The organism is Asanoa sp. WMMD1127 (assembly GCF_029626225.1).
GTDB lineage: Bacteria > Actinomycetota > Actinomycetes > Mycobacteriales > Micromonosporaceae > Asanoa.
Genome location: NZ_JARUBP010000001.1, coordinates 2,226,829 through 2,251,288, shown reverse-complemented (window position 1 = coordinate 2,251,288; position 24,460 = coordinate 2,226,829). Strand labels below are relative to the sequence as shown.

Annotated in this window: 26 protein-coding genes, 2 tRNA genes, 1 other RNA gene and 1 pseudogene; 13 read left to right on the top strand and 17 right to left on the bottom strand. The window is 72.0% G+C overall.

From position 1 onward, the window contains the following. Positions 1-394 precede the first annotated feature (394 nt). Entirely contained in the window at positions 395-1,378 is a 984-nt protein-coding gene (locus O7635_RS10865) for a helix-turn-helix transcriptional regulator (protein ID WP_278080288.1), read from the top strand. A 23-nt stretch (positions 1,379-1,401) separates the two neighbouring features. Here O7635_RS10865 and ffs read toward each other — a convergent pair. Then, positions 1,402-1,492, bottom strand: an RNA gene (ffs, locus tag O7635_RS10860) — signal recognition particle sRNA small type. An 80-nt stretch (positions 1,493-1,572) separates the two neighbouring features. On the opposite strand from ffs, the gene O7635_RS10855 reads away from it, so the two are divergent. The 4 genes from O7635_RS10855 to O7635_RS10840 all read left to right on the top strand — a co-directional run bounded on the left by O7635_RS10855 (position 1,573) and on the right by O7635_RS10840 (position 3,502). Then, positions 1,573-1,657: transfer RNA gene (locus O7635_RS10855), tRNA-Ser, on the top strand. A 68-nt stretch (positions 1,658-1,725) separates the two neighbouring features. Beyond that, positions 1,726-2,406, top strand: a complete 681-nt coding sequence (locus O7635_RS10850) for a uridylate kinase (RefSeq protein WP_278080287.1) — start codon at positions 1,726-1,728, stop codon at positions 2,404-2,406. A gap of 96 nt (positions 2,407-2,502) precedes the next feature. Then, entirely contained in the window at positions 2,503-3,045 is a 543-nt protein-coding gene (locus O7635_RS10845; RefSeq protein ID WP_278080286.1) for a hypothetical protein, read from the top strand. 10 nt (positions 3,046-3,055) lie between these two features. Next, positions 3,056-3,502 (top strand): VOC family protein, encoded by a 447-nt coding sequence (locus O7635_RS10840; protein ID WP_278080285.1) that lies wholly within the window; start codon positions 3,056-3,058, stop codon positions 3,500-3,502. Between the two features lie 45 nt (positions 3,503-3,547). Here O7635_RS10840 and O7635_RS10835 read toward each other — a convergent pair whose 3' ends face one another. The 3 genes from O7635_RS10835 to O7635_RS10825 form a co-directional block, all read right to left on the bottom strand. After that, positions 3,548-4,492 carry a permease prefix domain 1-containing protein gene (locus O7635_RS10835; RefSeq protein ID WP_278080284.1) on the bottom strand — a complete coding sequence of 315 codons (945 nt, stop codon included), beginning with the start codon at positions 4,490-4,492 and terminating at the stop codon, positions 3,548-3,550. Beyond that, entirely contained in the window at positions 4,489-4,830 is a 342-nt protein-coding gene (locus tag O7635_RS10830) for a PadR family transcriptional regulator (protein ID WP_278080283.1), read from the bottom strand. Before O7635_RS10830 ends, O7635_RS10835 begins: the two co-directional genes overlap by 4 nt. 118 nt (positions 4,831-4,948) lie before the next feature. Beyond that, positions 4,949-5,035 (bottom strand) — tRNA-Ser (locus O7635_RS10825). A 90-nt stretch (positions 5,036-5,125) separates the two neighbouring features. Here O7635_RS10825 and deoD point away from each other — a divergent pair. From deoD to O7635_RS10810, 3 genes are read left to right on the top strand one after another with little or no spacing between them, the layout of a single operon-like run. Continuing rightward, positions 5,126-5,833, top strand: a complete 708-nt coding sequence (gene deoD / locus O7635_RS10820) for a purine-nucleoside phosphorylase (RefSeq protein ID WP_278080282.1) — start codon at positions 5,126-5,128, stop codon at positions 5,831-5,833. A gap of 56 nt (positions 5,834-5,889) precedes the next feature. Beyond that, positions 5,890-6,522, top strand: coding sequence for a TetR/AcrR family transcriptional regulator (locus O7635_RS10815; protein WP_278080281.1), 633 nt, complete (start codon positions 5,890-5,892; stop codon positions 6,520-6,522). A 3-nt stretch (positions 6,523-6,525) separates the two neighbouring features. Then, positions 6,526-6,990 (top strand): thioesterase family protein, encoded by a 465-nt coding sequence (locus O7635_RS10810; RefSeq protein ID WP_278080280.1) that lies wholly within the window; start codon positions 6,526-6,528, stop codon positions 6,988-6,990. Here O7635_RS10810 and tadA read toward each other — a convergent pair. From tadA to O7635_RS10785, 5 genes are all read right to left on the bottom strand, one after another. Further along, positions 6,964-7,467, bottom strand: a complete 504-nt coding sequence (gene tadA / locus O7635_RS10805; RefSeq protein ID WP_278085437.1) for a tRNA adenosine(34) deaminase TadA — start codon at positions 7,465-7,467, stop codon at positions 6,964-6,966. The two genes, O7635_RS10810 and tadA, sit on opposite strands and share 27 nt — an antisense overlap. Then, positions 7,431-7,940 (bottom strand): tRNA adenosine deaminase-associated protein, encoded by a 510-nt coding sequence (locus O7635_RS10800; protein ID WP_278085436.1) that lies wholly within the window; start codon positions 7,938-7,940, stop codon positions 7,431-7,433. The genes tadA and O7635_RS10800 overlap by 37 nt, the downstream gene beginning before the upstream one ends. A gap of 102 nt (positions 7,941-8,042) precedes the next feature. Continuing rightward, on the bottom strand, positions 8,043-8,210 hold the full coding sequence (locus tag O7635_RS10795) for a hypothetical protein (protein ID WP_278080279.1): 168 nt from the start codon (positions 8,208-8,210) through the stop codon (positions 8,043-8,045). Between the two features lie 115 nt (positions 8,211-8,325). Continuing rightward, positions 8,326-8,682 (bottom strand): hypothetical protein, encoded by a 357-nt coding sequence (locus O7635_RS10790; RefSeq protein ID WP_278080278.1) that lies wholly within the window; start codon positions 8,680-8,682, stop codon positions 8,326-8,328. 54 nt (positions 8,683-8,736) lie between these two features. Then, positions 8,737-9,882, bottom strand: coding sequence for a hypothetical protein (locus O7635_RS10785; protein WP_278080277.1), 1,146 nt, complete (start codon positions 9,880-9,882; stop codon positions 8,737-8,739). A gap of 110 nt (positions 9,883-9,992) precedes the next feature. Between O7635_RS10785 and O7635_RS10780 the strand changes: the two genes are divergently transcribed. Continuing rightward, positions 9,993-11,012, top strand: a complete 1,020-nt coding sequence (locus tag O7635_RS10780) for a prephenate dehydrogenase/arogenate dehydrogenase family protein (RefSeq protein WP_278080276.1) — start codon at positions 9,993-9,995, stop codon at positions 11,010-11,012. Here O7635_RS10780 and mtnA read toward each other — a convergent pair. Beyond that, entirely contained in the window at positions 10,957-11,928 is a 972-nt protein-coding gene (gene mtnA / locus O7635_RS10775) for an S-methyl-5-thioribose-1-phosphate isomerase (protein WP_278080275.1), read from the bottom strand. The genes O7635_RS10780 and mtnA overlap by 56 nt on opposite strands. 47 nt (positions 11,929-11,975) lie before the next feature. Here mtnA and O7635_RS10770 point away from each other — a divergent pair, with 47 nt between their 5' ends. Then, on the top strand, positions 11,976-13,055 hold the full coding sequence (locus tag O7635_RS10770) for a PHP domain-containing protein (protein ID WP_278080274.1): 1,080 nt from the start codon (positions 11,976-11,978) through the stop codon (positions 13,053-13,055). Positions 13,056-13,058: 3 nt separating this feature from the next. Here O7635_RS10770 and O7635_RS10765 read toward each other — a convergent pair whose 3' ends face one another. Then, positions 13,059-14,033 carry a DMT family transporter gene (locus O7635_RS10765; RefSeq protein ID WP_278080273.1) on the bottom strand — a complete coding sequence of 325 codons (975 nt, stop codon included), beginning with the start codon at positions 14,031-14,033 and terminating at the stop codon, positions 13,059-13,061. Positions 14,034-14,157: 124 nt separating this feature from the next. On the opposite strand from O7635_RS10765, the gene O7635_RS10760 reads away from it, so the two are divergent. After that, on the top strand, positions 14,158-15,828 hold the full coding sequence (locus O7635_RS10760) for a DUF885 domain-containing protein (RefSeq protein WP_278080272.1): 1,671 nt from the start codon (positions 14,158-14,160) through the stop codon (positions 15,826-15,828). Positions 15,829-17,289: 1,461 nt separating this feature from the next. Here the strand turns inward: O7635_RS10760 and O7635_RS10755 are convergent. After that, a pseudogene (locus tag O7635_RS10755) lies at positions 17,290-17,622 on the bottom strand (DUF6114 domain-containing protein); the annotation flags it as partial. Between the two features lie 34 nt (positions 17,623-17,656). Further along, positions 17,657-18,286, bottom strand: a complete 630-nt coding sequence (locus O7635_RS10750) for a DUF6230 family protein (RefSeq protein WP_278080271.1) — start codon at positions 18,284-18,286, stop codon at positions 17,657-17,659. A 265-nt stretch (positions 18,287-18,551) separates the two neighbouring features. Between O7635_RS10750 and O7635_RS10745 the strand changes: the two genes are divergently transcribed. Together O7635_RS10745 and O7635_RS10740 are read left to right on the top strand one after the other, a co-directional pair. After that, positions 18,552-19,757 (top strand): polysaccharide biosynthesis protein, encoded by a 1,206-nt coding sequence (locus O7635_RS10745; protein WP_278080270.1) that lies wholly within the window; start codon positions 18,552-18,554, stop codon positions 19,755-19,757. 104 nt (positions 19,758-19,861) lie between these two features. Continuing rightward, the gene (locus O7635_RS10740) at positions 19,862-20,410 is read left to right on the top strand and encodes an N-acetyltransferase (RefSeq protein ID WP_278080269.1); all 549 of its coding nucleotides are present in this window, start codon (positions 19,862-19,864) and stop codon (positions 20,408-20,410) included. Here O7635_RS10740 and O7635_RS10735 read toward each other — a convergent pair. From O7635_RS10735 to O7635_RS10720, 4 genes are all read right to left on the bottom strand, one after another. Further along, positions 20,353-21,207 carry a zinc finger domain-containing protein gene (locus O7635_RS10735; protein WP_278080268.1) on the bottom strand — a complete coding sequence of 285 codons (855 nt, stop codon included), beginning with the start codon at positions 21,205-21,207 and terminating at the stop codon, positions 20,353-20,355. The two genes, O7635_RS10740 and O7635_RS10735, sit on opposite strands and share 58 nt — an antisense overlap. Positions 21,208-21,217: 10 nt before the next feature. Further along, positions 21,218-21,814, bottom strand: a complete 597-nt coding sequence (locus tag O7635_RS10730) for a hypothetical protein (protein ID WP_278080267.1) — start codon at positions 21,812-21,814, stop codon at positions 21,218-21,220. Between the two features lie 81 nt (positions 21,815-21,895). Next, the gene (gene purD / locus O7635_RS10725) at positions 21,896-23,140 is read right to left on the bottom strand and encodes a phosphoribosylamine--glycine ligase (protein WP_278080266.1); all 1,245 of its coding nucleotides are present in this window, start codon (positions 23,138-23,140) and stop codon (positions 21,896-21,898) included. An 11-nt stretch (positions 23,141-23,151) separates the two neighbouring features. Next, a complete protein-coding gene (locus O7635_RS10720; RefSeq protein WP_278080265.1) occupies positions 23,152-24,450 on the bottom strand; it encodes an adenylosuccinate synthase in 1,299 nt (432 codons plus the stop codon). Positions 24,451-24,460: the final 10 nt, after the last annotated feature.

Here is a 24,460-nt window from a genome sequence, read left to right as displayed (position 1 = left end):
GGGCCTGTTCTGCCAATCAACGCGAGCCGAGACGGAGTCCAGGTGTCGTCTGGTGGTGGCCCGGAATTGCCCGGATACCGGTGTTGTATCCGGGTGATTCCGGGACGCCGCCAGGCGGCAGCTGGGCCCGTCGCAGGCCGCGTTGATCGGCAGAACAGGCCCTAAGCCTCTCACGCCGCACCGACAGGACGCCCGCCCCGTGACGGTGATCCGGGCGTCGCCAACACAGTGACAACGCCCGGACATCACAAGAGGTAGCCGGCGCAGTTGGGGGGTGAGGGGCCTGCGCCGACTGCGCTCACCCTGGCACACCCACGACAGGGACGGGACGCTCCTCTTGCGTCGTATTTAGGTCATGGCGCATACTCGCCAGCGCTTGACCTGGGGGAAGTAAGTGACCGACACCTCGCCGCTCGCCGCGCTCGGCTTGCGGCCCATCGAAGAGGCGACCTACCGCGAGCTGGTCGCCCGGCCCGCCGCCACCACGGAGGAGCTCGCCGCGGCGCTCGACGCCACCGTGCCCGCGACCGGCGCCGCCCTGACCAGCCTGCACGGCCTGGGTCTGGCCGCCCGCTCCGGCGGCCGCTACATCGCCAGCTCGCCGACCTTCGCCCTCGGCCCGCTGGTCACCCAGCGCCGCGACCAGCTGCGCCGCGCCGAGCTGGAGCTGGCGAACCTGGCGGCCCGCTACCGGGCGACGGCGGCTGACCGCGCCGCCGGCGACCTGGTCGAGGTGGTCACCGGGGTCGACGTGATCACCCGCCGCTTCGCGCAGCTCCAAGCCACGGCCACCGACGAGGTGCAGGCCCTGGTCACCGCGACCACGCTGGCGGTCAGCCGCGCCGACAACGCGGCCGAGATCGAGGGCCTCGGCCGGGGAGTGCGCTACCGCGTCGTCATCGAACGGACCGTGCTCGAGCAAGAGGGCGGCGCCGCCGACGCTGCGGCGGCCCTGGCCGCGGGCGAGGAGGTACGCGTCGCGGAGCACGTACCCATCAAGCTGGTGATCGCTGACCGGGCGATCGGCGTGCTCCCGATGGCCGACGAGAGCAACCAGCCGACCGCGATCGTGGTGCACCGCAGCGGCCTCCTCGACGCGCTGCAGGCCCTCTTCGACGCGGTCTGGCATCGCGCGCTGCCGCTCACCCTGGGCCCGGACGGCGCGCTGGAGGAGCAGTCCACCGACGGCGCGCTGTTCCCGCTCGACCGCCAGGTGCTGGCGCTGCTGCTCGCCGGCCTGACCGACCGCGCCATCGCCTCGCAGCTCGGCATGTCGATGCGCACGGTCCAGCGCCGGGTGCAACGGATGATGGAGCTGGCCGGCGTGCGTACCCGCATGCAACTCGGCTGGTACGCCGCGCAGACCGAGTGGGCCTGACGGCTCAGCGGGCCTAGACAGCGAAAGGCCCCTCGTGCACCCGTCAGAGCCCGCTTATCCTTGCTGCCTTCCGGCCCTGGGGAGGTTCACAGGTTGTACGCCGCACGAGGGGTGTCCCTAGCCTACCCGTACCGACCGGTCGCCGGGTTTGGGGTGGCCTGGATCCCCTCGGGCGGACCTGTATCCTGTGCGACGGAGGATTCGCCTAGAGGCCTAGGGCGCACGCTTGGAAAGCGTGTTGGGTTCACACCCTCACGAGTTCGAATCTCGTATCCTCCGCGCGCTTTCCGCGACTTTCTCTGTGGGGCCGGTTCCGTTGCGAGCCGGCCCCGCCTTCGTCTCCGGGGGTGGCCGTGGGTCGGCGGGCGGACGTGTTGGCGGCGTTGGCGGACGCGGTGCTGGAGGTCGAGCGGCCCCATCCCGTGCGGGTGGCGGTCGACGGCTGCTCGGCGGCGGGCAAGTCGACGCTGGCCGACGAGCTCGGCGAGGCGCTGCGGGCCCGCACCACGCGCGAGGTGATCAGGGTCAGCATCGACCACTTCAAGCGCGCGGTCGTGCGCCGGACGCGGTTCGCCAAGGACTCCCCGGAGAGCTACTACCTCGACTCCTGGGACAACGAAGGCATCCGCGATGAGCTGCTGGCGCCGCTCGGGCCGGGCGGCAGCCGGCGTTATCGCCCGGCGCTGATGGACTTCGCCGCGCTCACCGCGCTCGACGAGCCTCCGCGCACCGCGAGGGACGACGCCGTCCTGGTCGCCGACGGCTGCTTCCTGCAGCGGCCCGAGCTCGACCCGCATTGGGATCTGCGGATTTTCGTCGACATCCCGTTCGACGAGGTGCTGCGCCGGGGCATCGACCGCGACCAAGCGTGGATGGCCGGGGCCGCGGAGGCGGAGCGGCGGTACCGCACTAAGTACATCCCCGGCGAGCGCCGGTATCTCACGGACGTGCAGCCACGGGAGCGGGCCCAGCTGGTTGTCGACAACCGCGACTTCCAAGCGCCCCGGCTGACTGACCAGCGCGCATAACCCCAGCTCAGCGCGGCGTCGCTCGTACACACGTTCTATCCACACGCTGTGGATAAACCTGTGGATAACGGCTACGTTGTGTGCTTGGGAGGTCACATGAAGCCACGGTTCATCCCCCTGGTCGTCGTTGCGCTCGCCCTCTTCGCACTGCTCGCCGGATATGCGACGCAACAAGGTGGTTCGCCGGCCTACGCCAGCACGACGTCGAGCGCGACCCGATCCGACATGGTCGACTTCGACGGCGTACGCGACGCGCGGCTCGGCCAGACCGACACCGAGCTCAGGCAGGGCGGCGCGATGACCAGACCTGTCAACGCCTGCGGCCCGGTCCTCACCGGCGTCAGCGCGGCCCATCCCGTCTTCGCCGACGGGCAGCTGGTCATGCTCTGGGCCAACCCGCCGCTCACCACGCCCGAGGGTGTCGGCGTCGGCACGTCGGTCGCCGACACGCGGGCGGCCTATCCCGAGGCGACCACGATGACCGCGCCCGCGGGCAGCTACCAGTTCGACGGGCTGCTGGTCACCAACGGCGACCGGGCCTATCTCTTCATGCACGACGGCCAGACCGTGCGGAAGACCGTGGTGGGCTACACCGCCGACGTCCAGCGGCTGTTCACCTACGGCGTCGGCAACTGTTGAGGGGAGAGCCATGGCAGCGCCCGAGCAGAATCCGTCCAGCCCATTCGCCTCCGCCCGCGGCCATCACGTCGCGGTGCGGGTTCCCGACTACGCCGAGGGCAAGCGCTGGTACACGGAGAAGCTCGACTTCCGTGTCGTGGCCGAATGGCCGTGGGCCGGCCTGCAACTCGCCTATCTCGCGCCGCCAGCTGACGACAGCTTTCACGTGGAAATCTTCGGTGGCGGCAATCCCGATCCGGGCACCTATTACACCAACGTGATCGACAGCCTGGAACGACCGGGCTACCACCACTTCTGCCTCCGCGTCGACGACATCGACGACGCCCTCGCCGAACTCGACCGTCGCGGCGTCACCATCTTCGGCCGCCCGTTCGACCTCAAGGAGATCAACAGCCGGCTCGCGCTGATCGGCGATCCCTGGGGCAACATGATCGAGCTGTCCGCGCCGCTGTCCTGACCGCGCGACGGCGCCGGGCCCGTTGCCGGACCCGGCGCGCATTGATCAGTCGCGGCGCGCCTTGACGACGCTGTCGACGATGTCCCAGAGCACGATCAGCACCGTGCCGACGACGGCGATCGTCGCGACGGTGTCGAGGTTGTCGCCGCGACCGAGCCACGCGAACCGGGCGACCAGGTCCGGGTTGAGCAGCCGGTCGGTCAGCAGCAGCCCGACCACCGGCGCGGCGAACAGCAGGTCCAGCGCCGCGTTGACGCCGACCAGCGGCCAGGTCCACCGGCCGGCCCGGTATTTGCCGACCTCGACACCGATGGTGGCGACCAGCACCGCGATCAGGAACGGAAGCCAGAAGCTCCACAGCGCCGGATCGAGGATCGGCAGGTTGCCGCCGTCGCCGTCGTCGACGAAGGACCGGAACTGCTGCAGCAACAGGTACGCGATGAACAGCGCCAGCATCGTTACGGACGCGATGAAGTCGGCGAGCCCGATCTGCCGCTCCGGCCGCTTCTCCGGCAGCTGGTCGACCGTCCACTTCGGCAGGTCCAGGCGCGCGTTGGTGCGCTCGAGCACCGCGAAGACGAGCGTCAGCCAGAACCCGATGTGCACGACGACCTGGATGGCGGCGGAGATGCCCTGACCCAGCGCGGCGCCGGCGTTGTCGCCGTCGGCGGCTGTCGCGAGGCCGACCACCACGCCGACCAACGCCGGCACGAAGGAGAGCAACAGCTTCAGCAGCCGTTCCCAGATCAGGTAGTAGGCCGGCCCGATGAGCTGCAGCCGGCGGTCGGCGTAGCGGGCCGCCAGCGCGGCGGGGTCGCCGAGCTCGGTCAGCACCTCGCGCTCGGCGACGGCGGCGTCCCCGCCCGCGGCCACGCGCCCCTCGATCATGTCTTCGATCGAGCCGCGCAGCTCGGTGTCGATCTCCGCGCGCCGCGCGGCCGGCACCGCGCCGAGGGTCGCGGCCAGGTAGCGGTCGGTCAGGGAACTCATCGGTCCACTCCTTCGATCAGGCCGGTCATGGAGGTCTGCACAGCGGCCAGGTCGTCGAGCAGGCGATGGAGGATCTCCTCGCCTGCCTCGCTGGTCCGGTAGAACTTGCGCGGTCGGCTCTCCTCGGTGTTCCACTCGCTGGTCAGCAGCCCCTGCTCCTCGAGCCGCCGGAGCAGGGGATAAAGCGTGTTGGCGTCCACCGGGAAGCCGTGACCGGTGAGCCGTTGCAGCAACGCGTAGCCGTAGTCGGGCCGGCGCAGCGCGACCAGGCTCGCCACGACGACCGTCCCCCGCCGCAACTCCTGGAGGTGGGTCCGCAGGATCTCATCGCTGGGCATGCATCACACGATAGTGTGTGCCACACACTGTTGTCTAGCCGCGCATCATCGTGCGACGGAGACCACAACGGGGGCAAAAGAAAACGCCTGGCTCTCTGCCAGGCGTTTCTAGGAAGAGCGGTGGCGGCGGGATTTGAACCCGCGGAGGGCGTAAACCCTCACACGCTTTCGAGGCGTGCTCCTTAGGCCACTCGGACACACCACCGCCGAGAAGGTTACCCGACCCTCGTACCACCGGTCGCGGGGGCACCGCCCCGGGCCGGAACCCCTGGTCAGACCTGGCAGTATCGCCCGCATGAGTATTCACATCGGGGCGGAGCCCGGCGACATCGCGGAACGCGTCCTCATGCCCGGCGACCCGCTCCGGGCGAAGTGGATCGCGGAGACCTACCTCGACGACGCCAAGTGCTACAGCGAGGTGCGCGGGATGTACGGGTTCACCGGCCGCTGGCAAGGGGTCGACGTCTCGGTGCAGGGGTCGGGCATGGGCATGCCGTCCGCGTCGATCTACGCCCACGAGCTGATCAACGACTACGGCGTCAAGACGCTGATCCGGGTCGGCTCCTGCGGCGCCCTGGCCGACGAGCTCCAGCTCCGGGACGTGATCGCGGCCAGCGGCGCCTCGACCGACTCCAACATGAACCGCGCCCGGTTCGACGGCCTTATCGACTACGCCCCCGTTGCCGACTTCGGGCTGCTGCGCACGGCCGTCGACACGGCCGAGCGGCGCGGCATCCCGATGCGGGTCGGCCCGATCCTGGCCGCCGACGCCTTCTACACCGACCGCCCCGACCTCTACGACGCCCTCGCCGACTACGGCGTGCTGGCCGTGGAGATGGAGTCGGCGGCGCTCTACACGATCGCCGCCCGGTTCCGGGCCCGCGCGCTCACCGTGCTCACCGTCTCGGACCACATCAAGCGCGGCGAGAAGACCACGTCGCAGGAGCGCGAGCAGACCTTCGGCCAGATGGTCGAGATCGCGCTGGACACCGCGATCGCGTGACCTGAACCACAGATAAACGTACGACCGGTCGGTCGTTTTCTCGGTATGGTGACCGGGTGACGATCGACGGCCGAATCGCTCGCGGCGACCGCACCCGGGCGGCCGTGCTGGATCGCGCGGTCGCCCGGGCCACCGAGGACGGCCTCGACGGGCTGTCCCTCGGCCAGCTCGCGACCGACCTGGGCGTCAGCAAGTCCGGCCTGTTCGCGCACTGGCGGTCCAAGGAAGACCTCCAGCTCGCCACCGTCGAGCAGGCTCGCGAGCAGTTCGTCGAGCACGTCGTGCGCCCCGCCCTCAAGGCGCCGCGCGGCATCCGCCGGCTCTGGTCGCTGCACGACCACCGCATCCGCTTCTACGAGGACCGTCATCTGCCCGGCGGCTGCTTCTTCGCCAAGGTCCAGTTCGAGTTCAGCGTCCGCCCCGGCACCGTTCGCGACCGGCTGACCGAGCACTTCGCGATCTGGACCGACTTCGTCGAGGGTCTGGCGCGCGAGGCCGTGGCGGCCGGCGAGCTCGTCGACGAGACCAACCCGCACCAGCTGGCCTACGAGCTCGAGTCCTTCGCGTTGAGCGCGGTGCTGCTGTCCCGCATCAAGTCGCCCGAGCCCACCTACCACTACGCGCGCCGCGCCGCCCGCGACCGCCTGCGCACCCTTGCCACCGATCCTGACCTGCTGCCGGAGGCCTGAGAGATGACAACCGTTCTTGCGTACGGCCACACCGAGCGGATCCGCATCCACTACGACGACCTCGACGCGATGGGCATCGTGCACAACGCCCGCTACGCCCTGCTGCTGGAGCGCGCGCTGACGGCCTACTGGGAACAGCGCGGCTTCTCCTTCGCCGACGGCCGCCCGACGCTGCCCGACTCGTTCCACGCGGTCGTCGAGTTCACCATCAACTACCGGGCGCCGATCCGCGGCACGGGCGACGTCGCGATCCACTTCTGGCTCGACTCGTTCGGCCGCAGCAGCGGCGTCTACGGATTCACGATCACGTCAGCCGACGGCGCGACCACGCACGCCGAGGGCCACCGCACGATCGTGCGCCTCGACCCCGGCACCATGCGCCCGACCGCCTGGACGGAAGCGGCCCGCGAGGTCGCCGCGAGCCTGCTCAAGCCGGCCGCGCTAGTGGGCGCGGAAGAAGCGTCGTAACAGGTCGGCCGCCTCGGTCGCGAGCACCCCGCCGTAGACCTCGGGCCGGTGTGTCAACCGCCGGTCCCGGACCACGTCCCAGAGCGAGCCGACCGCGCCCGTCTTCGGTTCCCAGGCGCCGAACACCACAGTGGACACCCGGGCCAGCACCAGCGCGCCCGCGCACATGGTGCACGGCTCCAGCGTGACGACCAGCGTGCAACCCTCCAGCCGCCAGGTGCCCAGGGCCGCCGCCGCCCGCCGCATCGCGACGATCTCGGCGTGCGCCGTCGGGTCGCCGGTCAGCTCCCGCTCGTTGTGCCCCACCGCGATCTCGTTGCCGGCCGCATCGAGCAGCACCGCGCCGACCGGGACATCGGCGGCGTCGGTGGCCGCCGCGTCGGCCGCGACCGCCAGCGCCCGCCGCATCCATTCCTCGTGGCGGTCGCGCCGTGGCGCCGTCACGCCTCCCGCAGCTCCTCGACCTCGTCGCCGCAGCCGATGGTCTGGCACACCTCGGCGGTGACGTCCGCCGGGAGCAGACCCTCGTGTGCGCAGAGCTCCAGCAGCCGGCGGGCCGGCACCCCGAGGTCGGCGAGCAGGTCGGCGTCACCGACCGGGTCGGCGTCGGGATCGGCGGCCGGCTTGTCCGGGTCGGCGCTCTGCTCGACCACCTCGTCGATCTCGATGGCCGGCGCCTTGATGTCGCCGACGAGCAGGGCGCCCAGCCGGGACTCCTCGGCGAATGCGCTGTCGGAGCCGAAGACCCGCAGGTCCTCGCCCTCGTCCAGGCGCATGACGACCAGGTAGGTGTCGTCGGACTCGACGAACAACAGCGAGATGTCGGCCTCGAGGTCGACGTCGCGGAGGCGGTCGGCCACCTCTTCGATATCCGCTACGCCGTGGAGGTTGACCTCGGCGGCGGACCAGCCGGTTGAGCCGCGCACCGCGGCTGCGGCGAAGTACGACACGGCGATTGCCCCCCAAAGACCCCGCACGAACAGCGCGTTACGACGTGACGGTAGTCGGTCGGGCCCATGCCGGCCCGCCCAACGCCCCGAAGGAGGGACGGGTCAGCTGGCCAGCCGGCGGCGGGTCGCGATCAGTTCCCGCAGCCGGTCGCCCTGAACCCGTCGCGGTTGGGTGCGCTCGCGGACCGACTTCGCACCAGCGAGTTCGGCCAGCAGCTGCATCCGGCGGCGGCTGCGCTCAGGGTCCAGCCGCTGCACTTTCCAAGCCATGGCGGCAGCGTCTCCGATGCTCGAGCGGTTAGTCAAGGGCGGTCGCGCTGCGCAGCGAATCCCGTACACAGTGCGGTTTTCGGTCAACCAGAGGTGGTCGCGCGACCACGCCGGGTCACCACAGCGGCCAGTCGCCGCGGGTCACCCAGGTGACCCCCACGACGACGGCGGCGATGCTCCAACCGATGGCGGTGGCGGCCGCGATCCCGACCGCCACACCCCGGTCACCGACCTTCGCCAGCAGGAGCGCCACCAGCCAGGCGATGCCCCCGGCCAGCAGCGTCCAGTAGGCGTAGCCACGAACGGTCGAGTCGACCACGCCGAACGCCAGCAGCCAGACCGCCCCCGCCCCGGCGCCGGCCGCGACGGCGGCGCCGCGCACCGGATGCGGCTCGCGATAGGTCGGTCGGGTCCGCGCCGAAGGGAACAGACCCGACGGTGGGGTACGCGGAGCGCCTGCCTGTTGCGTCACCGGTGACCCCCTCTCCGATCCGTGTGGTTCAGCGTACCCAGCGCCGGCCGGCGGTCAGCCGAACTGTGCGAGCCGGGCCCGGGCCGCACCGCGGATCGTGGTGAACGCCCCGCCCGCGACGATCTTGTGGAGCCGGGTGCTCGCCGCCATCGTGTGCACGCCGCTCGACCCGTTGCCGTCCGCGGCCCAGGGCAGCAGCGCGCCGCCGGCCTCGTTGGCCGCCGCGAGCTTGATCCGGCGGGTGTTGCCGTCGATGCAGGAGCCGTGGTCGCCGGTCCGGGCCGACTTGCACACGTTGTCGAAGTGGCCGCCGATGTAGACCACCCGGTCCAGCACCGTGACAGCCTGCGCGTCGCCGTCCATGGTCAGCGTCCACCGACCGGCGCCCGAGGTGGTGAAGGCGCCGAGCCGCCCGCCCGGCCCGCCCATCGCCGCGTAGACGCCGGACGCGCCGACCGCCACCGCGTGCACCGCGTCGCTGGCCCGCGAGGTGAAGCCGGTGTCCACCGCGCCGCCGGTGGTGAGCGCGGCCAGGTGCCGGGTGCCGCCGGCGCCGTTGATCCCGTCGAACTGGCCGCCGACGTAGATCCGCCTGCCCACCGCGACGACCGACTCGACCGTGTCGTCGGCGCGCGGCCGCCAGCCGGCCACCGCTCCGCTGTCGGGGTCGAACGCGGCCAGCCGGTGGATGGCCTGCCCGTTGAGGTGGGTCATCGACCCGCCGGCGTAGAGCCGCCCGTTGGCCACCGCGAGCGAGTACGGCATCCCGGTCATCGACTGCTTGAACGAGTTGTGCACCGCGCCCGTGCTGGCGTCGAGGCGCGCCAGGGAGTCGCGGCCGGCCGTGCCGATCGCCGTGAAGGCGCCGCCGACGAAGACGGACCGGCCCGACACCGCGATCGCCCGGACCGTGCTGTTGGCGGACGGCGCCCAACCGAGCAGCGCGCCGGTGCGGGCGTTGACCGCGGCCAACCGGTTCCGCGTGTAGGTGCGGCCGCCGGACGTCACGCTGGTGAAGTCGCCACCGACATAGAGCGTGTCACCGGCGTACGCCGTCGCCAGCACCGTGCCGTTGAACGTCGGCAGCGGGTCGGGCGTGACCTTGACAACGGCCGCGAGGGCCGGCGAACCCGGCGACAGCAGCGTCGCGGTGGCGGCGACGAACGCGATGAGACCGGCAAACTTGCCCCGAAATTTCACTGAAACACCGTATATGGACGATCCGCCCGATCCGCCGCGCGAAACGCGAACGGCGTCGGCGTGCCGAGACCGTACGCCCAGATGGTCCACGGTGTGCGAGAGTCGCTCGCGTGGACATCGCGGTGATCGGGTTGGGGCTCATCGGCGGTTCGGCCCTGCGGGCGCTGGCCGCCCGGGGGCACCAGGTGCTCGGCTACGACGCCGACCCGGCCACCCGGGCCACCGCGCGCACCGCCGCCGCCCGCGCGCCGCGGTCCGGCCGCTGGCAGGTCACCGGCACGATCCGGGACGCCGTCGGCGGGGCTGGGCTCGTGCTGGTCGCGGTGCCGCTGCCGGCGTTGCCGCGGGTGCTCGACGAGATCGCGGCGGCCGGTTACAGCGGGCTGGTCAGCGACGTCACCTCGGTCAAGACGCCGGTGCGGATGCTGGTCGAACAACGGCTGCAGGGCCGCCACCAGCGGCTGGCCGGGTTCGTGGGCGGCCACCCGATGGCCGGCAAGGAGAGCTCCGGTTTCGCGGCGGCCGACGAGGAGCTGTTCCGGGACTGCGCCTGGGTGCTCTGCTTCGAGCCGGGCAGCACGTCGCTCACCGACTGGCTCGACCTCGCCGAGCTGGTGATCAGTCTCGGCGCGCGGGTGGTGCCCGCCACGGCCGAGGAGCACGACCGGGCCGTGGCGACCGTGAGCCACGTACCCCATCTGTTGGCCACCGCCCTCGCCGCGGCGGCGACGGACCCGCTGGCGAGCGCCCTGGCCGCTGGTTCGTTCCGCGACGGCACCCGCGTCGCCGCGACCAGGCCGGAGCTGATCGCCGCGATGTGCGGCGGCAACGCGCCCGCGGTCGGGCCGGCTCTCGACGGCATCATCGCGGCGCTGAGCGAAGCGCGCGCCGCGCTCGATGCGCCCGACCCGATCGCGGCATTGCTGCCGTGGCTCGCGCCCGGGCACGCGATGCGCGCCGGCTGGCCCCCGCCGCTGGCCGCCCCGCTGGACATCCCCGCCCGACCCGACGCGCTGCTGCGGCTCGGCCGCGCCGGCGGGTGGGTGCGGGCCGTGGCCCCCGACAGGGCGACGGTCAACGTGGTGCGACCCGCTCCCCAAGGTCCAGACGGATTACTCGACGATCTGTGACGATCGCGGTCACCAGGTCGTGCGGCGTCACGTCGAAGGCCGGGTTGACCGCCGGCACGCCGGTGACCACCTCCGCGCCCGCGCGGTCCTCGATCTCGACGTCGGCGCCGGTCGCCGTGTCCAGGTCGACCGTCGACTCGGGCGCCACCACCACGAACGGGATGCCGGCCCGGCGGGCGCCGAGCGCGTGGGAGTAGGTGCCGACCTTGTTGACGGTGTCGCCGTTGGCGCAGATCCGGTCGGCGCCGAGCACCACCACGTCGACCTCGCCGCGGGCCATCAGGAACGGTCCGGCACTGTCGACCGCGACGCGGAAGTCGACGCCCAGCCGGCCCAGCTCCCATGCCGTGAGCCGGGCGCCCTGCAGTAGGGGCCGCGTCTCGCTGGCGATCACCGGACCGAGGGTGTCGCGACGTTGGAGCTCGGCGACGACGCCCAGCGCGGTGCCGCCGACCACCGCCGCGAGGGCGCCGGTGTTGCAGTGGGTGAGCACGCGGGGCGAGTTGCCGCACAGCTCCGTCAACAGGTCGGCACCGCGGGCGGCCATGGCGGCGGAGGCCGCGATCTCCTCGTCGCGCAGCGCGTCGGCCTCGGCCAGCACGGCGTCGAAACCGCCGGGCAGCCGGCTCGCCGCGCGGGCGGCGCCGCGGGCCAGGTTGACGGCCGTGGGCCGGGCGGTGGTCACCAGGCGTACGGCCGCGTCGAGTCGCTCGGCATCGCCGCCGTGCTGCTTGGCCGCCAGCGCCACCCCGTAGGCGCCGGCCACGCCCAGCGCCGGAGCGCCGCGGACCGCCAGCTCGCGGATGGCCGCGACCAGCTCCTCGACGGTGGTGATCCGGCGGACCTCGAGCCGGCCGGGCAGCAGGGTCTGGTCGATGATCTCGACGGCTCCGTCGGCCCAGTCGATCGTCCGCATGGTTCCCACGGTAGGTCGCCGAGCTTTCGGACCGATAGGTTCGGTGCGTGACGACCGCGCGTGATCCCGTCGCCGATCTCCGGCGCATCGCGTTCCTGCTGGAACGGGCCAACGAGGCGACCTACCGCGTCCGGGCCTTCCGCTCGGCGGCCAAGACGCTCAGCGGGCTGCCCGCCGCCGAGGTCGCGCAGCGGGCCGCGGCCGGCACGCTGACCGAGCTGTCCGGCGTCGGCGACGTGACGGCCCGGTGCGTCGCCGAGTCGCTGGCCGGCGAGGAGCCGGTCTACCTGCGCCGGCTGCTCGCCACCGAGGGGGTCGACCTCGACGACGCGGCCACGGCCTTGCGGTCGGCGTTGCGGGGCGACTGCCACACCCACTCCGACTGGTCCGACGGCGGTTCGCCGATCGAGGAGATGGCGCTGGCGGCGGTGGAGCTGGGCCACGAGTACATCGTGCTGACCGACCACTCCCCGACCCTCAAGGTGGCCCGCGGTCTGACCGCGGACCGGCTCAAGCGACAGCTCGACTACGTGGCCGCGGTCAACGAGGCGCTGCCGGAGGGCTTCCGGATCCTCACCGGCATCGAGGTCGACATCCTCGCCGACGGCTCGCTCGACCAGACCGACGAGCTGCTCTCCCGGCTCGACGTGGTGGTGGCGTCGGTGCACAGCGCGCTGCGCGACGAGAGCGCGCGGATGACCCGCCGAATGCTGCGGGCGATCGAGAACCCGCACATGGACGTGCTCGGTCACTGCACCGGGCGGATGGTCGCCAACCGGCCGGCCGGCGCCGAAGGGCCCGGCGACCGCGGCCACCGCAAGCGGCTGCGGCCACCGTCGGACTTCGACGCGGCGGCCGTCTTCGCGGCGTGCGCCGAGCACGGCAAGGCCGTCGAGATCAACTCACGCCCCGAACGCCAGGATCCGCCCAAGCGCCTGATGCGCCAGGCGCTCGAGGCGGGCTGCGTGTTCACGATCAGCACCGACGCGCACGCCCCGGGTCAGCTCGACTGGCAGCGCTTCGGCTGCGAGCGGGCGGCCCTGTGCGGCGTGCCGGCCGACCGGGTGGTCAACACCTGGAAGGCCGACCAGCTCGTCGACTGGGCCGCCGGGCACGCCGCCGGATAGGCCCTAGGCGCGTTCGACGGCCAGCTCGGCTTCCGGGGACGCCGGGGTCGGTGTCGGTCGCTTGCGGCGGGCGACCAGGCCCTGGGCGACCGCGACGCCGACCAGCACGATCAGCGCGCCGACCGGCTGGTGCCAGGTGATGTGCTCGTCGAGCGCCAGCACGCCGAGGATGACCGCGAACACCGGGATCAGGTAGGTGACCATCGACGCCGTGGTCGCGCCGGCCAGCTTGATGTTGCGCATGTTGAGCACGAAGGCGAGGCCGGTGCCGATCGCACCGAGCGTCAGGATGCTGGCGATCGCCTTGACGGACAGGTCGGCGATCGGCGTCGGCGCGCCGACGGCCAACGGCGCGATGATCGCCAACGACAGCGTCGCCGTGACGAGCTGGCCCGCCGCCAGCGCGATCCCGGACTCCTGGCGGTCACTGATGAACCGCTTCGTGTAGGGGATCGCCACCGCGTAGCAGGCCGCCGCGCCGATGCACATCAGCTGGCCGGTGAACTGGGCGCCGCCGAGGCCCTCCCAGACGCCGAGCACCACCAGCACGCCGACGAAGCCGATGAGCAGGCCGGTCGCCCGGTGGGTGGTCATCCGCTCGGTGCGGAACAGGTAGACCGCGAGGGGCAGCACGAGCAGGGCCGTCGTGGCGTTCCAGATGCCGGCGAGGGATGACGAGACGCGCTCCTCCCCGTAGCCGAAGAGGGTGAAGGGCAGTGCCGTGCCCACCACGCCGGTGACCACGAGGTGGCCCCAGAGACGCAGGTCGCGAGGGAGCCGATCGCGGGTCACGAGGAGCACCACGAGCAGGGTCAGCAGACCGGCGAGGACCCGGCCGAGCGTCACGTAGAGCGGGTGCAGCTCGGCCACCCCGACCTTGATGAACACGAAGCTCGAACCCCAGATCACACCGAGGAGCACGAAGCCCGGAAGCCAGCCGCGCGGGTCGGCCTTGTCAGGACTGGTTGCGGTCGTCACTCGTGACACTCTGCCTCATGGGTACGACAAGAATCGCGCGCTTTTCGGACGGGGCCCTCGACGCTGCCCTAGACCCCGCGCCGCGGGCCGAAAATCGTCTGACCGGTGCCGTAGATTCGACCGCGTGGGACGAATCGATGACCTCGCCAACCGCTACGTCGACGAGTGGGCGCCGCTCAACCCGGCCGGTGCCACCTTCGTCGGCATCAAGGGCTTCGACGACAAGTTCGAAGACCTGTCACCTGACGGCTTCGCGGCCGGCGCCGACCTGACCCGGCGCACGCTGACCGAGCTGTCGGCGATCGAGCCCGTAGGCGAGTCCGAGCGGGTCGCCAAAGAGGCCATGCAGGAGCGGCTGGGCCTCGAGCTGGCGCGCTACGACGCCGGCGAGGTGACCAGCGAGATCAATGTGATCTCCAGCGCACTGCACGGGCTGCGCGGCGCGTTCGACCTCATGCCCACCGAGGGCGCCGAAGCGGTCGGCAACATCGCGGCCCGCCTCAACGCGTTCCCGCACGCGGTCGAGCAGCTCCAGGTGACGCTCCGCGAGGCCGCCGCTCAGGGGCACGTCAGCTCCCGCCACCAGATGCTCGAGGTCGCCAAGCAGTGCGACATCTGGACCGACCCGGCCCGCGACAACTTCTTCCACGGTCTGGCCGAGCGGCTCGAGGCCGACAGCGCGCTGCGCTCCGCGCTCGAGCAGGGCGCCGCGGCGTCCACGGCCGCGACCCAGGCGTTCGGCGTGTTCCTGCGCGACGAGCTCGCCCCGCTCGGCCGCGACAAGCAGGCCGCCGGGCGCGAGCGCTACCAGCTCGCCTCGCAATACTTCCTCGGCGCCAAGGTCGACCTCGACGAGACCTACGCGTGGGGCTTCGAAGAGCTGGCCCGCCTCGAGAGCGAGATGCGCAAGGTCGCCGCCCACATCGTCGGCCCCGGCGCGTCCATCGACGACGCCGTCCACGCGCTCGACAGCGACCCGGCCCGCCGCATCGAGGGCAAGGAGGCGTTCCGCGACTGGATGCAGGGCCTGGCCGACAAGGCGATCGCCGAGCTGCACGGCACCCACTTCGACATCCCCGAGCAGGTGCGGCGCATCGAGTGCATGATCGCGCCGACCAGCGACGGCGGCATCTACTACACGGGCCCGAGCGAAGACTTCACCCGGCCCGGCCGCATGTGGTGGGCGGTGCCCGCCGGCATGACCGACTTCGCCACGTGGAAAGAGGTGACCACCGTCTACCACGAGGGCGTGCCGGGTCACCACCTCCAGGTCGCCCAGACCGCCGTGCGCACCGAGCTGCTCAACCGCTACCAGCGGCTGCTGCTCTGGGTCTCGGGCCACGGCGAGGGCTGGGCGCTCTACGCGGAGCGCCTGATGGACGACCTGGGCTACCTGGCCGACCCCGGCGACCGCCTGGGCATGCTCGACGCCCAGGCGTTCCGTGCCGCGCGGGTCATCGTCGACATCGGCATGCACCTCGAGCTCGAGATCCCGCGCGACAACCCGTTCGGCTTCCACCCCGGCGAGCGCTGGACCCCCGAGCTCGGCTGGGAGTTCATGCGCGCCCACTGCCGCGTGCAGGACGACGTGCTGCGCTTCGAGCTCAACCGCTATCTGGGCTGGCCGGGGCAGGCGCCCTCCTACAAGGTCGGCGAGCGCATCTGGCTGCAGGCCCGTGACGACGCCAAGGCCCGCAAGGGTGCCGATTTCAACCTCAAAGAGTTCCACCGCCAGGCCCTCGACCTGGGCTCGATCGGGCTCGACCCGCTCAAGGCCGCCCTGGCCCGCCTCTAGCGTCTTCGCGGTGGCTGCGCCGTTCATGGCGGCGCAGCCACTGTCGACTCAGCCGAACGCCTCGTCCAGCGTGGGCGCCCGCAGTTCGTCGCAGGAGACAAACATCAGGTCGATGCGCGGGTCGGTGAAGTCGATCCGCGGCAGGGTCAACGGGATGCCGTCCGGCGGCAGCGGCGAGTCCGGCGTCAGCGTGAGCTTGATCGGGCCGAGCCACCCGACGAACCGCGTCGTATAGAAGGCGACGTCGCCGCTGACGGTGAGCGTGCCGCTCTTGATGAGGAGGGGCGAACCGCCGCCCTGCGGCACGTCGAGGGCGAACGTCCGCACCAGCGACCGGCTCATGCTGAACTTCAGCGAACGCACGTCACCGGCCGCCGTGTGCAGGGTGTAGATGCCGTCGAGCCGCAACCCCCACATCGTCAGCTTGGTGCCGGTGAGCACCGACGGCCGGCTGTTGACCTCGGGCACGCTCGCATCGTCGGCCAGCAGCGGAACGGTCGCCTTGGCGCCGTCCTGGGTCCGGCTCTCGCCACCGCGGGCGGCGGGGCAGTCGCCGGGCTTGGGCTTGCCGAGGGCCGGCGGCTTGCTGGTGGTGGTCGGGGTCGGCGCCGCGGTCTGCCCCGGCTGGTCGTCGTCACCGTCGAAGATGTCGGTGATCCCGTCGATGATCCGGCCGATGAGCCCGCGGTCCTCCTCCTCGGTCGCCGTCGGCGACGGCGTCGGGCTTGGACTCGGGCTCGCCGGCTTGCCGGTCGCGGAGCCGGCGGGCTTGGGACACGACGGCGCCGCGTAGGCGGGCCCACCGGCCCGCACACCGACCGCCGCGCTCACCCCGAGCGCGAGCAGAAAGGCGACCACGGCGTAGAACCGCGGACCCTCCCGCCGCGGCAACGGCGCCGTCTCCCCGGACGGCTCCCCGCCGCCTGCATGGCCGGCGTCGGGCGCAGCAGCCGACCGCCGCCCCGACACCGCGTCCCGCTCGTCACCGCCCGGGTCCGCGGACCGCTCAGCCCGACGCGACCCACCAACCGTGCCGTCGTCGCCCGCGTCACCGCCGGAGGACGTCGCCGCCACGGGCTTCTCGTCGTTCGGCGACCGGTCACCGTCCGCGGACGGCCAATCCGGCGGCGTCGCCGCGCGCGGCGCGGGTGCCGGTCCATCCGAACGGGCGGACCATGCAGAGGCCGACTCCGCAGAGTCCGCGGCCGGATCGGCTGCCGCCGCAGGCCAGTCCGGCGGCGTCGCCGCGCGTGGCTGCGGCACTGGCTCGCTCGACCGGGTGGACCAGGGCGAGGGCGGCGCTGTGGTGGAGTGGTCGTGGTCCGGCTCGGGGTCGCGGGCGTCGAGGCCCGGGACCGGGCTTGCCGACCCGGTGGCCGGGATCTCGCCCGTGTCGTCGGCGTCGGCCGTGTCGTCCGGGCCCGGCTGGGTCGGGATCACCGGTGCCGCGCCGACGCCGGGCGTCCAGGCGAAGACCAGGCCGGCGCCGACGATGCCGAGGAGCAGGCCGAGAAAGAAGCCGCCCAGGTTGACGCCGATCAGCGAGAACACGGCCGAGACCGCGCCGACGATCGCGTAGAACATGCGTTGGTGGGGGCTCGCCCAGGCCAGGGCGCCGCAGGTGACCAGGATCGCGGGGATCAGCCACGACAGGAAGCCCGTCGGGCCGAGTTGGAAGCTCAGGCCGTTGAGGCTCATCTGCGTGGTCAGGAAGATCTCCACGCCGCCGGCGATCAGGAACAGTCCGCCCCAGAAGGGGCGGGTGCGCCGCCAGCGACGGAAGCCTTGCCAGGTCCGGCCCGCGAAACCGGGCCGGACCTGGGTGGCGCTACGGCTGCTGCTGCTCATCCTCGAAACATTCCTTGGCGTCGGCGCCAACGTTGACCTTCATGCGCAGGCCGTTGAGCGTGAACGTGCCAGCCGAGGTCGACCAGGCGACCTGCTTCAGGTTGTTGATGACGACCTTGTCGGCCTGCTGTCCGAACGAACCCGGCTGGCCCTTCGAGTTGGCCTTGTTCAACGTGCCGGCGTCGCGGCCGATCTCGATGTTGGTGAACGTGGCGTCGCCGCGCAGCTCGGTCATGTCGATGAGCATGTTGACGGCGGTCGCGGGCTTGCCGTTGCCGCCGGCGTTGATGGTCAGCACGACCGGCATGCCGGGCACCTTCACCGACTGGCACAGGTTGGTCAGCGTCGCGCGGTTGATGCCCGACACCGCCACCGGGTGGTCGTTGCCCTCGGCGTCCCTGGCGACGCTGCCGTACTGGACGAAGCCGTTGCCCACCAGCCGATCCGCCGAGACCTTGAAGGTCTGGCCGGAGACGGCGAACGACGCGGCGATGGCGCCGTTGGCCATGCCGAAGACGATGAACCCGGCGGCCGCGACGGCCGGCAGGGTGAGTGCGGCGAACCGCCGCCAGCGGGTCCTGCCCCGCACGATGTGATGGGGTTCCGACACGGTTCCTCCTCGGCGTGTTACTCGCTGGTAACCGGAACGGACCGATGGTGCTCCCGTGCGACCGAGGTCACAAGATGCCGGTTACCGTGCGGTAACCAGCGCGCCGCGCTTCCAACACCCGCCGCGAGCAGCAACCGGCCGGCAAAGCCGAGCAAAAACGACAAACAACTCCATCGACAGGACTCTCCGTAACACACACATTGACGTGTCACGATTTGATAACGACGCGGTACGCCCACCCGGGGGCCTTAGGCTGCACGACGTCATGTCTGCCCTGACCCGCCAACCGGCCACCAAGTCCTCAGCGCGCAGCCGGCGGATCGCCACCGCCGGCGCGGCGGTCGCCATCGCCGGCGCGCTGACCAACGCGCTCGGCTACCTCGTGCCGGTCATCGGCGCCCGCCAGCTCAGCAGCGCCGACCTGAGCGCGCTGGCCACCGTGCTCGGCCTGACCGCGATCGCCTCGGTGCCGGGCCTCGGCCTGCAGATCGCGATCGCGGTGCACCGGGCCCGCAACGGGGCCGGCCGAACGGCCGGGATCAGCCTCGCGACCACGGTCGTCGGCGGGGGCGCGCTGCTGATCCTGGCGCCCGTACTCGTGCCGCTCTTCGACCTGCCGGCCATTTACACGCTGCTGGCGGCGCTGGCCACCGTGCCCACCGTGCTGGCCGGCCGCTGGCTCGGCGAGCTGCAGGGCGACCAGCGCTTCCTCCGGCTCGCGGCCGGCATGGCGGTGCTCGCGGTCGGTCGCTACGCCGGTCTCATCGCCGGCCTGGTCGCCGGCGCCGGCCTGACCGCGTCGCTGGTCACCGGTGCGATCGTGGCCTGGCTGGTGCCGCCGGCGCTGTGGGTGCTCAGCCGCAGCCGAAAGCCGCACGTCGCCGATCCGATCCGGGCGCGCGAGGTGCTTACCGCGTTCTCGGCGACGCTGGCGATGCTGGTCGCCTCGTACGCCGATCTCCTGCTCGCCCGGCACCTGCTCACGCCCGACGCGTCCGGGGCGTACTCCGTCGGCACCGTCCTCACCAAGGGCGCTCTGTGGGCCCCGCAGGTGGTCACCGTGCTCGCCCTGCCCCGGCTGGCGCAGGGCAGTCGCCGCGCCCTGCGCAAGGCGCTCCTACTAGTGGCGAAATGCGGCGCCGTCCTCGTGGCGGCGTCCGCGGTGGCCGGCGGGTTCGCGTTCGCCCTGGCCGGCGGCGCGGACTACACCCACCTGGGCCGCTACGCTCCGATCTTCGCGGCGACCGGCGCCCTCTATGCCGTCGTCTTCGTGCTGGTCAACGACCGCGTCGCCACCGCGACCAGATGGGCGTCGGCGCCGGTCTGGATCGCGATCGCCGCCCTGGTCGTGGTGGCGGAGTTCATCGCGCCGCACAGCCTCACCGGCGTCATGTGGAGCGCATTGGGCGCCGCCGCGCTCGCGCTCCTGCTGAGCGCGACCAGCGACCTGCTCCGCAAACCGCGCGGCTAGCAGAAGGCCGGCAACGGCCTGCCCGCCAGGAAAAAGTCGAGGCGTCCGACCGCGGTCTTCGGCACACTGAGTGCCGCCCCGCCCCCGACCAGACAGGACCCACCTTGACCCTCTCCATCCGGGAAGAGACCGCCGACGACGCCGCGGCCGTGCACCGCATCCACGCCGCCGCCTTCGGAGACGAGCTGGTTCCACGGCTCGTCACCGCGCTACGACAGCACCCGGCGGCCTACCCGGCGCGCGGCTGGGTGGCGGAGGTCGACGGCGAGGTCGTCGGCCATGTCATGCTCACCGCCTCCTGGCTCGACGCGCCCCGGAAGCTGGTCGACGTGCTGGTGCTCTCCCCGCTCGGCGTCCTCCCGCCACACCAGCGGCGCGGCATCGGGACGCTGCTGGTCGCCCGCGCGATCGAAGAGGCCGACAAGGCCGGCGCTCCGCTGCTGTTCCTGGAGGGCGACCCCGCCTACTACCGCGAGCGCGGCTTCCACCCGGGCGAACCGCTCGGCTTGCGCAAGCCCAGCCTGCGCATCCCCGACGCCGCGTTCCAGGTGGTCACGCTCAGCGCCTACGAACCCTGGATGACCGGCACCCTCGTCTACGCCGAGCCCTTCTGGGCCCTGGACTGCGTCGGCCTGCGCGACCCCGACGCCTGACACGTCGGGCACCAATAGGAGTTCCGCCCGGCCAACCCGGCCCGGGCGACCGGGGTGCCGCAGATCAGGCACGGTTGGCCGGTCCGCCGGTAGACGTAGACCTCGCCGCCGTGCCGGTCGACGCGGGGCGCGCGGCCCATCGCCTCCGGCAGGTGCGCGCTGTGCACCGTGTCGATCCGGCCCCGCGTCACGCCCTCGGCCATCAACCCGCGCAGGTCGGTCCAGAGTGCTCCGATCTGCTCGGCCGAGAGCGACCGCCCCGGCCGGGTCGGGCCGATCGCCGCCCGGAAGAGCGCCTCACTCGCGTACACCAGGCCGACGCCGGCGAAGATCGACTGGTCGAGCAGCAGCGCCGCGATCGGGGCGTTGCTGCGCGAGATCCGGGCGATCGCGGCCGACGGATCGGCGTCCGGACGCAGCGGGTCCGCGCCGAGCCGGGCCCGCAAGGCACGAACCTCCGGCGGCGAGAGCACCGAGCAGTCCGTCGGGCCGCGCAGGTCGAGCCAATGCCCGCCGCCCACCATCCGCATCCGGATCTGCCCGACCGGCGGTGGCGGCGCCCCCACGCCGTCGGTCACCTGCCCGTAGAGCCCGAGATGCACGTGCACCGTCAAACCCGACGCGTAGTGGTGCAGCAGATGCTTCCCACAGGCCTCGGCCGACGCCAACACCGTCCCGGACAGGAGCGCCGCGCCCTCCGCGAAGCGCCCCTGTGGACTGCTCAGCGCGACCCGCTGGCCGGCGAAGAGCGAGCGATGCCGGGCCGCCAACCGATGAATCGTGTGACCTTCCGGCATGCGGGCGACCTCAGGGTGCGTCGGGCGCCGCCTCGGGTCCCGAGGACGGCGGGCTGGTGGGACCCCCGCTGACCGTAGCCGTCGCCGTGATGGTCTTCTTCGCCACGGGGCCACCACCGACCGTGGCCAGCTGGTAGGTGTGCTTCGCGGTCTCGCCCGGGCCCCAGTCACCGCACGGGAACGACAGCTCCTGCGAGCCCGCCGCGCCGTAGGTGCCGTAGACGCCCGGCCCGTCGACGGAGAGCGTGACCTTGTCGGTGCCGGTCACCTTCCACTCGACGACGACCTCGCGCCCGTTGGGCCAGTCGCCGGACGGGCACTTCGGGGTCTGCTTGACCTTGAAGTACTGGATCCACGGATCCTGCCGCTGCTCGCCGCCGCCGTTGTTGTCGCCACCGGAGTTGCCCGAGTCACCGGTCGCCGACGGCGTCGCCGAAGGGCTCGGGCGCACGTCGGCGTCGGTGAGCGTGTCGTCGCCGATCTCATAGGAAGCGCCGGGCGACGGTGTGCCCGACCCCAGGTTGGCGCCGTTGCCGTCGCCACAGGCCGACAACAGCGCTGCCGCGGCGGCGGCAACCACGAGAAGCGGGGTCCGGAAGGTCCTCATGGGAGACCACGTTAGGAACCGATCGAGCCGGGCGAATCCCGCTTTCGTGCCGCGTCACCGTCGCGTTCCCGACGACACCCCCTAGTCGGGAACCTCGATCCGGCCCTCGACCGCGGCCAGCGCGATGTCGCGCCGCACCACCGCGCCGGCCATCGAGACCCGATCGACCAGGGCGTACGCGGCGTCGCGAGCCGCGGCCAGGTCGGCCCCCGTGGCCGTCGCGCTCAGCACCCGGCCGCCGGCCGTCACGAGCGCACCGTCGGCCCCCCGGGCCGTGCCCGCGTGGATGAATCCCGCGCCGTCGGCCCCGGTGATCAAGTCGCCGGACCGCGACGACTCCGGGTAACCGGCCGACGCGATGACCACCGTCACCGCGGCGCCCGCCCGCCAGCGCAACGGCGGCTCGGCCGCCAGCGTGCCCGTCGCCGCCGCCCGCAGCAGCCCGGCCAGCGGCGTCTCCAGCAGCGCGAGCACGACCTGCGTCTCGGGGTCGCCGAACCGCGCGTTGAACTCGATCACCCGCGGCCCGCGACGGGTCAGCGCCAGCCCGACGTAGAGCAGCCCGGCGAACGGCCGCCCCCGCCGCCGCATCTCGGCCAGCGTCGGGTGAACCACCTGGTCGAGCACGTCGGGCACCAGGGACTCCGGCGCCCACGGCAGCGGGGCGTACGCGCCCATCCCGCCGGTGTTGAGCCCGGTGTCGCCCTCGCCGATCCGCTTGAAGTCCTGCGCCGGCACCAGCGGCACGGCGGTCTCGCCGTCGGTGACGACGAACAGCGACACCTCGGGGCCTTCGAGGTACTCCTCGATCACCACCCGGCCGCAATCGGCGGCGTGCGCCAGCGCGGCTTCCCGGTCGTCGGTGACCAGGACGCCCTTGCCCGCCGCCAGCCCGTCGTTCTTCACCACGTAGGGCGTGCCGAACCGGTCGAGCGCCGCGGCGACCTCGCCAGGGTCCGAGGTGGACACCGAGCCGGCGGTCGGCACACCGGCCGCGTGCATGACCTCCTTGGCGAAGGTCTTGGAGCCCTCGAGCTCGGCGGCCGCCGCGGTCGGACCGAAGCACGGGATGCCCTTGGCCCGCACGGCGTCGGCGACACCGGCGACGAGCGGCGCCTCGGGGCCGACGACGACCAGGTCGGCCGCGACCTCGACGGCCAGCGCGGCGACCGCGTCGGGGTTCATCGGGTCGACCGGCTGCACCTGGGCGAGCTGGGCGATGCCCGGGTTGCCCGGCGCCGCGATCAGCGTGACACCGGGCGAGGCCGCGAGACCGAGGGCGAGGGCGTGCTCACGCCCACCGCTACCAATGAGAAGAACGCGCACGATGTCCGATCCTAGGCCCCGGCGCGGAGCAGCTCGTGGCGGACCACGTTCTCCTCGCGACCCGGGCCCACGCCGATGACCGACACGCGGGTGCCGCACAGCTGCTCGATCCGCTCCACGTAGGACCGCGCGTTGGCCGGCAGCTCGTCGAACGAGCGCGCCTTGGAGATGTCCTCCCACCAGCCGTCGTGCTCCTCGTAGACCGGCACCGCGTGGTGGAAGTCGGTCTGCGACATCGGCATGTCGGAGTGGATCTCACCGTTGATCTCGTAGCCGACGCAGATCGGCACCTTCTCCAGACCAGTCAGCACGTCGAGCTTGGTGATCACCAGGTCGGTGATGCCGTTGAGCCGCACCGCGTAGCGCGCGACCACCGCGTCGAACCAGCCGCACCGCCGCTCACGACCCGTCGTCGTGCCGTACTCCGCACCGATCTTGCGCAGGTGTTGGCCGTTCTCGTCGAACAGCTCGGTCGGAAAGGGACCGGAGCCGACCCGGGTGGTGTACGCCTTGGCGACGCCGATCACCTGGGTGACCGCGGTGGGTGGGATGCCCGCGCCGACACAGGCACCGCCGGCCGTCGGATTGGACGACGTCACGAACGGATAGGTGCCGTGGTCCATGTCGAGCATGGTCGCCTGGGCGCCCTCCATCAGCACGATCTCGCCGCGCTCCAGCGCCGACCAGAGGATCTCCCGGGTCTCGGCGATGTAGGGCCGCAGGCGCTCCGCGTACGCCAGGTATTCCTCGACCACCGCGTCGGCGTCGATCGCCTTGCGGTTGTAGACCTTGAACAGGGTCTGGTTCTTCTCCCGCAGCGTGAGCTCTAGCTTCTTCCGCAGGATGCCCGGGTCGAGCAGGTCCTGCACCCGGATGCCCATCCGGGCCACCTTGTCGCCGTAGGCCGGGCCGATCCCCCGGCCCGTCGTGCCGATCCGGGCCGAGCCCAGGTAGCGCTCGACCACCCGGTCCAGCGCGCGGTGGTGCGGCATGATCAGATGCGCGTCACCGGAGATCCGCAGGCGGGAGACGTCGACACCGCGCTCCGCGAGCCCGTCGATCTCGGCGAGCAGCACCTTGGGGTCGATCACGACGCCGTTGCCGATGACGATCACCGCGTTGGGCGAGAGCGCGCCCGACGGCATCAGGTGCAGGGCGTACTTCTGCCCGTCCGGGGTGATCACCGTGTGTCCGGCGTTGTTGCCGCCCGAGTAGCGGACCACGTAGTCGACCTGCGCGCCAAGCAGGTCGGTAACCTTGCCTTTGCCCTCGTCGCCCCACTGCGCGCCGAGAAGCACTATCGCTGGCATCTTTTTCGAC

Coding starts and splice junctions, on each gene's coding strand:
- O7635_RS10845 (WP_278080286.1), top strand. CDS start 2,503: ATGAAGCCACGGTTCATCCCCCTGGTCGTCGTTGCGCTCGCCCTCTTC.
- O7635_RS10840 (WP_278080285.1), top strand. CDS start 3,056: ATGGCAGCGCCCGAGCAGAATCCGTCCAGCCCATTCGCCTCCGCCCGC.
- O7635_RS10835 (WP_278080284.1), bottom strand. CDS start 4,492: ATGAGTTCCCTGACCGACCGCTACCTGGCCGCGACCCTCGGCGCGGTG.
- O7635_RS10830 (WP_278080283.1), bottom strand. CDS start 4,830: ATGCCCAGCGATGAGATCCTGCGGACCCACCTCCAGGAGTTGCGGCGG.
- deoD (WP_278080282.1), top strand. CDS start 5,126: ATGAGTATTCACATCGGGGCGGAGCCCGGCGACATCGCGGAACGCGTC.
- O7635_RS10810 (WP_278080280.1), top strand. CDS start 6,526: ATGACAACCGTTCTTGCGTACGGCCACACCGAGCGGATCCGCATCCAC.
- O7635_RS10795 (WP_278080279.1), bottom strand. CDS start 8,210: ATGGCTTGGAAAGTGCAGCGGCTGGACCCTGAGCGCAGCCGCCGCCGG.
- mtnA (WP_278080275.1), bottom strand. CDS start 11,928: ATGCGGACGATCGACTGGGCCGACGGAGCCGTCGAGATCATCGACCAG.
- O7635_RS10745 (WP_278080270.1), top strand. CDS start 18,552: ATGTCTGCCCTGACCCGCCAACCGGCCACCAAGTCCTCAGCGCGCAGC.
- O7635_RS10735 (WP_278080268.1), bottom strand. CDS start 21,207: ATGCCGGAAGGTCACACGATTCATCGGTTGGCGGCCCGGCATCGCTCG.
- O7635_RS10730 (WP_278080267.1), bottom strand. CDS start 21,814: ATGAGGACCTTCCGGACCCCGCTTCTCGTGGTTGCCGCCGCCGCGGCA.
- O7635_RS10720 (WP_278080265.1), bottom strand. CDS start 24,450: ATGCCAGCGATAGTGCTTCTCGGCGCGCAGTGGGGCGACGAGGGCAAA.